A 7,398-nucleotide genomic window follows, 5' to 3' on the forward strand; every position below is an offset into this window, starting at 1 on the left:
GTGACGCTCACGCCGGGATCGCGTCCACGTTGAGCCGGTCCCAGTGGCGGTGCTGCGCGATCGCCGCCAGCAAATCCTGCGACACCTGGCCGTCCGTGACCTTGCGCGCATCGGCAATGATGACGCCCGGCGTGGGCTCGCTGACGGCTTCCGGGTCTTTGCCCAGGCTGAAACCCAGGGTGGACAGCAGCTGCGCGCCGTCGTTCACCGCGCAAATCGTCTTGCAGTGCTTGTAGGCCTCGAGCACAAAGTGCACCGCCTCGCCCATGGCGCCCAGCGTGGCGGCGCTCTCGCTGCCGCCGGGTATCAGCACCGCGTCGAACATCACCGAGGGCATGTTGGTGAAAGTGTGGTCCACCGCCAGCTGCCGGCCCGATGAGGTGCTCACGGTGCCCAGGTGCGGCGCGACCAGCTTGCACTGGGCGCCGGCGTCCTGCAGGTCCTGCTGCAGGCGCTTGAGCGCCGCGGCCTCCACGCCGTCGGCCACCAGGATGGCCACCTTGCGGGTCTTGGCGCTGCCGCCCGGGCGGCCCACCATGCGCAGGGCCGGGTCTTCCTCCACCTTGCTGGTGATGCGGTGCTCGCGAAAACCCAGCCGGCCGGCCGCGGCCTTGGGGTCGGGCGGCTTGATGCCCAGGGGCGCTGCCACGCGCGTGGCCAGCTTCAGGTCCACATGGGCCAGGTTGTCCACCATGCGCTGGCGGATCTCGGGCACTTCCACCTTGGACAGTTCAAAACGAAAGGCCGCCACGATATGGTCTTTCTCCGGCAGGCTCTGGCTGTTCCAGAACAGCGCGGCCTGCGAAAAATGGTCGTCAAACGATGGGCTGCGGCGCCGGATTTTCGGCGGCTCCAGTTGCTCCGGATAAGACTGGAAGCCCTGCGCGCCGCCGTCCACCCTGAACTCGGTGCCGTTGCCCAGCGTGTTGGGCTCGTAGGCGACCCGGCCCTTGGCGATGGCCTGGCGGTGCATGCCGTCGCGCTGGAAGTTGTGCATGGGGCAGACCGCCCGGTTGATCGGGATCTCATGGAAGTTGGCGCCGCCCAGGCGCGACAGCTGGGTGTCGGTGTACGAGAACAGCCGGCCCTGCAGCAGCGGGTCGTTGGAAAAATCAATGCCCGGCACCAGGTGGCCCGGATGGAAGGCCACCTGCTCGGTTTCAGCGAAGAAGTTGTCCGGGTTGCGGTTCAGCACCATCTTGCCTATGGGCTGCACCGGCACCTGCGATTCGGGAATCAGCTTGGTCGGGTCGAGGATGTCGAAGCCCAGTTCCGCCTCCTTGCCCTCGTCGACGATCTGCACACCCAGTTCCCACTCCGGGAAGTTGCCGCTTTCAATCGCCTCCCACAGGTCGCGCCTGTGGAAATCGGGGTCTTTGCCGGCGATCTTCTGCGCCTCGTCCCAGGCCAGGCCGTGCACGCCCAGCTTGGGTTTCCAGTGGAATTTGACGAAGAAGGCGCCACCCCGCGCATTGATGAAACGAAAGGCGTGCACCCCAAAGCCCTCCATCATGCGAAAGCTGCGCGGCAGGGCGCGGTCCGACATGGCCCACATCAGCATGTGGGTGGATTCGGGCATCAGCGAGGCGAAGTCCCAGAAGGTGTCGTGGGCGCTGGCCGCCTGCGGCATCTCGTTGTGCGGTTCCGGCTTGACCGCATGGACCAGGTCCGGGAATTTGATCGCGTCCTGTATGAAGAAGACCGGGATGTTGTTGCCCACCAGGTCGTAATTGCCCTCGGCGGTGTAGAACTTCACCGCGAAGCCGCGCACGTCGCGCACAGTGTCGGCCGAACCGCGGGAGCCGGCCACGGTGGAAAAGCGCACGAAGACCGGTGTTTCCACATCCGGGTCCTGCAAAAAGCCGGCGCTGGTGTACTGCACCATGGACTTGTAGGCCTTGAAATAGCCGTGCGCGCCCGCGCCCCGGGCATGCACCGCGCGCTCCGGAATGCGCTCATGGTCGAAGTGGGTGATTTTTTCGCGGAGTATGAAGTCCTCCAGCAGGGTCGGGCCGCGCACCCCGGCTTTCAGCGAGTTGTGGTTGTCCGGGATCTGCAGGCCCTGGTTGGTCGTCAGTACCGGGGCGCTGCCCGCGGTGAAGCTTTCCAGCTGGGTCTTCTTGTCTTTGGCGCCGTCCGTGGTCCGGTGGGGGCTGGCAGTGTTGCGCTTGGAGGGCGGCATGAACATCCTTGTGTCAAAAAAAGAGGCTCCGCCTGGGGCTGGTGGCCCACAGGCGGATGCGGGAGGGAAGGTGCGCAAACATCGGCCAAGCACCGGCGCCGTGTGGCGGTCAGTTGTCGAGCAGGCCTTCCAGCACTTTGACCGTGGCCAGCAGGCCCAGCGCGGCAATCGTGCCCGCCAGGCACCAGGCCATGAATTCCTGCAGGACTTGCGCGATGCTGTCCGGCAGGGCCATGGACACCAGGAACAGGCCCGCCGCGCAGACCAGCACCGTCAGGAAAGCATGGAGCAGGTCGATATTGCGAGGGTCGGCGTGGACCCGCCAGGCGGTCAGCAGCCCCGCGGCCATGCCTGTCAAAAGTCCGGCCATCAGCTTCATGGTGGTGGTTTCCTGTGCTTGGGTGATCGTCACTGAGGTGGTGCATGGACATTACGGGCTCGCGGCCGGCCTGGCGGTAGCCCGACGTCGGCGTGCCATGTAAGGGCTTTCTGCTCCTCGCGTAAGACACCGCTTACCGGCCCACCAGGAACTGGCGCGGGTGCGCTTTCTTCCCCGGTCCCATGGTTTTTGAAGAAGCCCGCGGCGCCGCGTGGCCTTTTCTCCTACAAGGCCATGCTCGCCCCTCCGGCACAAAGCCGCGGGCAGCACACGTAAATTCAAGGACATGAAAACCGGCATGAGCCCACCCCACCATCCTTGTTTGCCTTTGTTGCGGATCGGCACCCCACCATGAAAATGCGAACCTACCTCGTGGAAGACAATCCGACCATCCGCGACAACCTGATCAGCACGCTGGAAGAGCTGGCGCCCGTGCAGTCGGTCGGCAGCTGCGAAACCGAAGACGAGGGCACCGAATGGCTGACGCACCATGAAGGCCAGTGGGACCTGGCCATCGTCGACCTGTTCCTCAAGCAGGGCAGCGGCCTCAGGATCCTGCAAGCCTGCCGCGAGCGCAGCCCCTCGCAGAAGATCGTGGTCTTCAGCAACTACGCCACGCGCGAAATGCGCATGCGCTGCGCCGAGCTGGGCGTGGACGCGGTGTTCGACAAGTCCACCGAAATCGATTGCCTGCTGGCCTACTGCCTCACGCAGAGCCGCAAGCTGGAAACCGCGGCCAATGACGACTCCAGGAACGCACTGGATGCAAGGCTGCAGTCCGCCTGAGCCCCAACCCGCAGCACAGCCAGCCCGGACCATGAGCACACCTGCGGCTTCACTCGCCGATATGCCTCTTGAGCTGCCGCCCTATAGCGGGCCCAGGCGGCTGGATGACGATGTGTTCCAGACGGCCGAAGAGGCCGTGCGGGTTGAAGGGCAGGGCAGTGCCGCCGCGCTGCCGCTACCGCCATTCGGTTCTGCCGTCGCCGGCAAGCGTGGTTTGCCGTTCACGCAGGCCGTCCGCGCGCATGTCGCGGCCCGGCCCTGCCAGTCAGCCCTGCTGGCCGCCGCGGCGGGCGCACTGGCCATGCTGGCCTTGCGCTCGCAACTGCGCGGCCGCCTGCAGCTGGCGCGCCGGTCCCGCTTGCGATAAGGCCGCAGGCGTCCCTGAATCAAGGAAAACTCCATGCCCCTGCATCTTCATGTTCCCCAGCCGCCGCCCGGCACACCGGGCATCCACATTCCCGAGGAAGTCCCGCCGCTGATCGTGCCGCCCGAACCGGGCATGCCGCCCGAGATCACCGATCCACCGCCGCCCGAGCCCACGCTGCCGATCCGCGAGCCGGGCACCCACGTGCCGCCCCAGGCCAGGCCGGCCAGGACTTCCGACTTCTAGCCATTCGCTTCCAGTTCAGGAGGCCTGCTGGCGCTGGTATTCGGCCCGCTTCATGCTGAGGTAGCTTTCCTTGTCCACCTCATGCAACTGCCGGGCGTACTGCTCGGTCGCGTCGAACCAGTGCTGCAGCCGCGCCTCGAGTTGCTGGGCCGGCGGCTTGTCCAGCGAGGCCAGGTAGGCCTCTATCGCCAGGTAGTAGCGCATGGTGTTGCGCTCCACCGTGCCGCGCATGCCGTCCACAAAGGCGGTGGTGGTGCCGCGTTGCACCCGCGTGAAACCCACCTTGCCGCTGCCGGCCGTGGCCAGGTAGCCCTGCATGGCCAGGCGGCCGGCGACGCCGTAGCCGTAGGAATAGCGCAGGTGCATAAAGGTCTTGCCGCCGGGAAGCGGCACCGCCTGCAGCTCGATACGGTAGTTGTTGGTGCCCAGGGGGCCTTTGTCCGATCTCAGGTTCGCCGCCAGGTAGTCGGGCGAACTGGCGGCCAGCCGGTAGCTGAATTGCAGCGCAAAAGCGTCTTCCAGCGGCTGCTCGGTCTTTTTGCCGATGTGCATGTTCAGCATGCTCGGGCTTTCGTCGGCGCTCGCATGGCAGTACTTGGTGTTGATGTGCAGTATCAGCATCTCGCACCAGCGCCTGGGGCTTTTGAAGGCGCCGCTGACCGTGGCGAAGGGCGAATTCAGCACCGCGTACGCGCTGCCGGTCACCTCATTGGCGCTTTCGGCCGACTCCAGGAACAGCGGCCTGCGGTAGGCATTCTGCGCAAGCTGCCCGGCCAGCTCCGCGTGCTTTTCGAGCAGGGCCGGCGCGCCGGATTCCGCGTTCGCGGCGGCTGCCTGCGGCGCTTGCGCCGCGGCCGGGAAATGGGCGGCGCAAAGCAGCCAGCCGCACAGCAGGGCACGGCGCCCCAAACGTCGAAGAGAACTCATGGCCTCAGTGTGCCAGCGCGAACGAGGCCTGTTGTGCATACGCTCCCTCGTCCTACACGGAGTCGCCGCGAGCCTGAAGCCTGCGGCCGTTCAGGCTTGCGCCGTCTCCGCCCGCGCCGGCGAATCTGCCGCGGCGGTGGCTTCGAATTGCAGCGTGAGCCGGTTCTCCGCGCGAACCATGTGTACGGATTCCTGCTGCGCCAGTACCTGCACATCGCGCCAGTCCAGCAGGCGGTAGGGCGGCTTGTCCGCCGCGCGCATGGGCTCGGCGGCATCGTCCGGCTTGAGCTCGACGTGAAGGGAAAGAATGTCCTGCGCGAATTCCGCCCTTATGAGCACCTTGCCGGGCGCGGCGGCCGCATCGGTCAGCGCGATGAGGGCCGCGGTCAGCACGGTGCGAAGCGCCGACTGGGGCAGTTGCACAAGCGGGCCGCCGGTGTTGTCGACCACCGAAAAACCCTTGAACGACAGCTGCGTCGCCACCATGCCCAGGCATTCCGCGATGCCCGCGCCGGCCATGATCAGCCGCTTTTCCTTGGGTGCCAGCCAGCTCATCAGGTCCACGCAGGATGCGGCCGCTTCCTTGGTCAGCGCCACGATGTCGCGCGCGTTTCTCAGCAGGGCTTGCGGGTCCGTGTCGGTTTTTTGCAGGCGCCGCTCCAGCATGGCCGCCACCATGGCAATCGGCTGCAGCGTTCCCGCCATGTTGTGGCGTATCACCGGGGCCAGCCGGCGCAGCAGCGCGTAGTGCGCCGCTTCCGCCTCACACCTTTGCAATCCGCTTGCCTGTGTTGCCGTGCTGCTGGATGGAACGCTCATGGTGCTGCCGCCGATGGTGGTTTCACAAAAACTGCAGGCGAGTCTGCAGGGCCCACGCCGTGCAGCGACGCACATCCGGTCGCGATATTTTTCAAGGCGTAACTCCAAAATGTACAGCGCTCAAAGGGGAGCTCGTGTAAGCCAAAACCTACAGTTTGGCCCTTGTCACAAGCTCGCCGCACATTGTTTTCGCGCTTAGGAAAATAGTGTGCGATTTGATTGTCATTCTGTATCTTCGCGAGTAATCTCGGTACCCGTTTCTACAAAAAGTTACCCTCAATACAGGATGAACAGCATGGAAGCTTTGACCAAGCTTTCGGTGGTGGAGCGCGACACCGAATTGAAGTCCATTCTCAAATCCCTGAGCGCGCTCAGGCGTGGGGAAGCCGGCGTCACACTGCCAACCGAGTGGGACGGCGTCTATGGAAAGATCGCCGCCGAATTCAACCAGCTGTCGGCCATGACGACCGCGACCACCAGCCGCTGCAAAGGCCTGGCGTCCAAGTCCCGCCTGTCGACACGCGCCAGCCGGCGCCTGCCCGAGGACAAACTCTCGGGCTTCTGGCTGCAGAACGCGATGGCCATCAACACCGTGCTCGACGAAGCCGAGACGGTCACGGAGCAGACCAAGGTGGTGCTGACCGCCTTGACCGACCTCAAAAAAGGCGACGCGCGCGCTTCGTTGCCGCAAGACTGGACCGGCGTGCCCGGCAAGGTGGCCGATGCCTTTAACGACGTGGTTTCTGAAAACGTGCGCATGGCGCGCGAACTCGAACGCCTGAGCCGCGTGGTCGGCAAGCAGGGGCGCCTGAAGGAGCGGGCCTTTGTGCCCGACGCCTCGGGTTTCTGGCGCGACTCCGCCGAGTCCATCAACTCGCTGATCGCCGACCTGGTGCACCCGACCAGCGAAGTGGCGCGCGTGATAGGCGCCGTGGCGCAAGGCGACCTGTCCAAGAGCATGGCGCTGGAGGCCGAGGGCAAGGCGCTCGAAGGCGAGTTCCTGCGCACCGCCATGATCATCAACAAGATGGTGGAGCAGCTGGGCACCTTCTCGGCCGAGGTGACGCGCGTCGCGCGCGAAGTGGGCACCGAGGGCAAGCTGGGCGGCCAGGCCGACGTGCAGGGCGTTGCCGGCACCTGGAAGGACTTGACCGACTCGGTCAACTCCATGGGCTCCAACCTGACAGCCCAGGTGCGCAACATCGCCGAGGTGACGACCGCCGTGGCGGCCGGCGACCTGTCCAAAAAGATCACGGTGGACGTCAAGGGCGAAATCCTCGAACTCAAGAACACCATCAACACCATGGTGGACCAGTTGCGGTCTTTTGCCTCTGAAGTGACGCGCGTCGCGCGCGAGGTGGGTACCGAAGGCAAGCTGGGCGGCCAGGCCGACGTGCAGGGCGTGGCCGGTACCTGGAAGGACTTGACCGACAACGTGAACTTCATGGCCGGCAATCTGACGTCCCAGGTGCGCAACATCGCCGACGTGACCAAGGCCGTGGCAGCCGGCGACCTGTCCAAAAAGATCACGGTGGACGTCAAGGGCGAGATTCTTGAGCTCAAGAACACCATCAACACCATGGTGGACCAGCTTTCTTCTTTCGCTTCGGAAGTGACGCGGGTGGCGCGCGAGGTGGGCACCGAAGGCAAGCTGGGCGGSCAGGCCGATGTGCAGGGCGTGGCCGGCACCTGGAA

The 7,398-nt window shown here is 65.3% G+C and carries 8 protein-coding genes; 4 read left to right on the forward strand and 4 right to left on the reverse strand.

Annotation, left to right across the window (positions count from 1 at the left end; translation table 11 throughout):
* Positions 1–7: 7 nt before the first annotated feature.
* Both katE and AC1DUN_RS23065 read right to left on the reverse strand, forming a co-directional pair.
* Positions 8–2,182, reverse strand: a complete 2,175-nt coding sequence (katE, locus tag AC1DUN_RS23060) for a catalase HPII (protein WP_477716014.1) — start codon at positions 2,180–2,182, stop codon at positions 8–10.
* 109 nt (positions 2,183–2,291) lie between these two features.
* Positions 2,292–2,561 (reverse strand): hypothetical protein, encoded by a 270-nt coding sequence (locus AC1DUN_RS23065; protein WP_007865479.1) that lies wholly within the window; start codon positions 2,559–2,561, stop codon positions 2,292–2,294.
* Between the two features lie 351 nt (positions 2,562–2,912).
* Here AC1DUN_RS23065 and AC1DUN_RS23070 point away from each other — a divergent pair, with 351 nt between their 5' ends.
* Genes AC1DUN_RS23070 through AC1DUN_RS23080 form a run of 3 tightly spaced genes read left to right on the forward strand, consistent with a single transcriptional unit; the run spans position 2,913 to position 3,957 of the window.
* Complete coding sequence (locus tag AC1DUN_RS23070; RefSeq protein ID WP_477716015.1) at positions 2,913–3,347, forward strand: response regulator; 435 nt, start codon at positions 2,913–2,915, stop codon at positions 3,345–3,347.
* Positions 3,348–3,378: 31 nt separating this feature from the next.
* Positions 3,379–3,714, forward strand: coding sequence for a hypothetical protein (locus AC1DUN_RS23075; RefSeq protein WP_477716016.1), 336 nt, complete (start codon positions 3,379–3,381; stop codon positions 3,712–3,714).
* A 33-nt stretch (positions 3,715–3,747) separates the two neighbouring features.
* The gene (locus AC1DUN_RS23080; protein WP_477663083.1) at positions 3,748–3,957 is read left to right on the forward strand and encodes a hypothetical protein; all 210 of its coding nucleotides are present in this window, start codon (positions 3,748–3,750) and stop codon (positions 3,955–3,957) included.
* Positions 3,958–3,972: 15 nt separating this feature from the next.
* Here AC1DUN_RS23080 and AC1DUN_RS23085 read toward each other — a convergent pair whose 3' ends face one another.
* Together AC1DUN_RS23085 and AC1DUN_RS23090 are read right to left on the reverse strand one after the other, a co-directional pair.
* A complete protein-coding gene (locus AC1DUN_RS23085) occupies positions 3,973–4,884 on the reverse strand; it encodes a hypothetical protein (protein WP_477716017.1) in 912 nt (303 codons plus the stop codon).
* Between the two features lie 90 nt (positions 4,885–4,974).
* On the reverse strand, positions 4,975–5,703 hold the full coding sequence (locus AC1DUN_RS23090) for a hypothetical protein (protein WP_477716018.1): 729 nt from the start codon (positions 5,701–5,703) through the stop codon (positions 4,975–4,977).
* 295 nt (positions 5,704–5,998) lie between these two features.
* Between AC1DUN_RS23090 and AC1DUN_RS23095 the strand changes: the two genes are divergently transcribed.
* A partial coding sequence (locus tag AC1DUN_RS23095; RefSeq protein ID WP_477716019.1) for a HAMP domain-containing protein occupies positions 5,999–7,398 on the forward strand: 1,400 nt, incomplete at its 3' end.

The organism is Polaromonas sp. P4_F6, from assembly GCF_056401275.1.

Bases quoted from the DNA above. Each gene is read 5' to 3' on its own strand.
- AC1DUN_RS23075 (WP_477716016.1), top strand. From the start codon at position 3,379: ATGAGCACACCTGCGGCTTCACTCGCCGATATGCCTCTTGAGCTGCCG.
- AC1DUN_RS23065 (WP_007865479.1), bottom strand. From the start codon at position 2,561: ATGAAGCTGATGGCCGGACTTTTGACAGGCATGGCCGCGGGGCTGCTG.
- AC1DUN_RS23070 (WP_477716015.1), top strand. From the start codon at position 2,913: ATGAAAATGCGAACCTACCTCGTGGAAGACAATCCGACCATCCGCGAC.
- katE (WP_477716014.1), bottom strand. From the start codon at position 2,182: ATGCCGCCCTCCAAGCGCAACACTGCCAGCCCCCACCGGACCACGGAC.
- AC1DUN_RS23080 (WP_477663083.1), top strand. From the start codon at position 3,748: ATGCCCCTGCATCTTCATGTTCCCCAGCCGCCGCCCGGCACACCGGGC.
- AC1DUN_RS23090 (WP_477716018.1), bottom strand. From the start codon at position 5,703: ATGAGCGTTCCATCCAGCAGCACGGCAACACAGGCAAGCGGATTGCAA.
- AC1DUN_RS23085 (WP_477716017.1), bottom strand. From the start codon at position 4,884: ATGAGTTCTCTTCGACGTTTGGGGCGCCGTGCCCTGCTGTGCGGCTGG.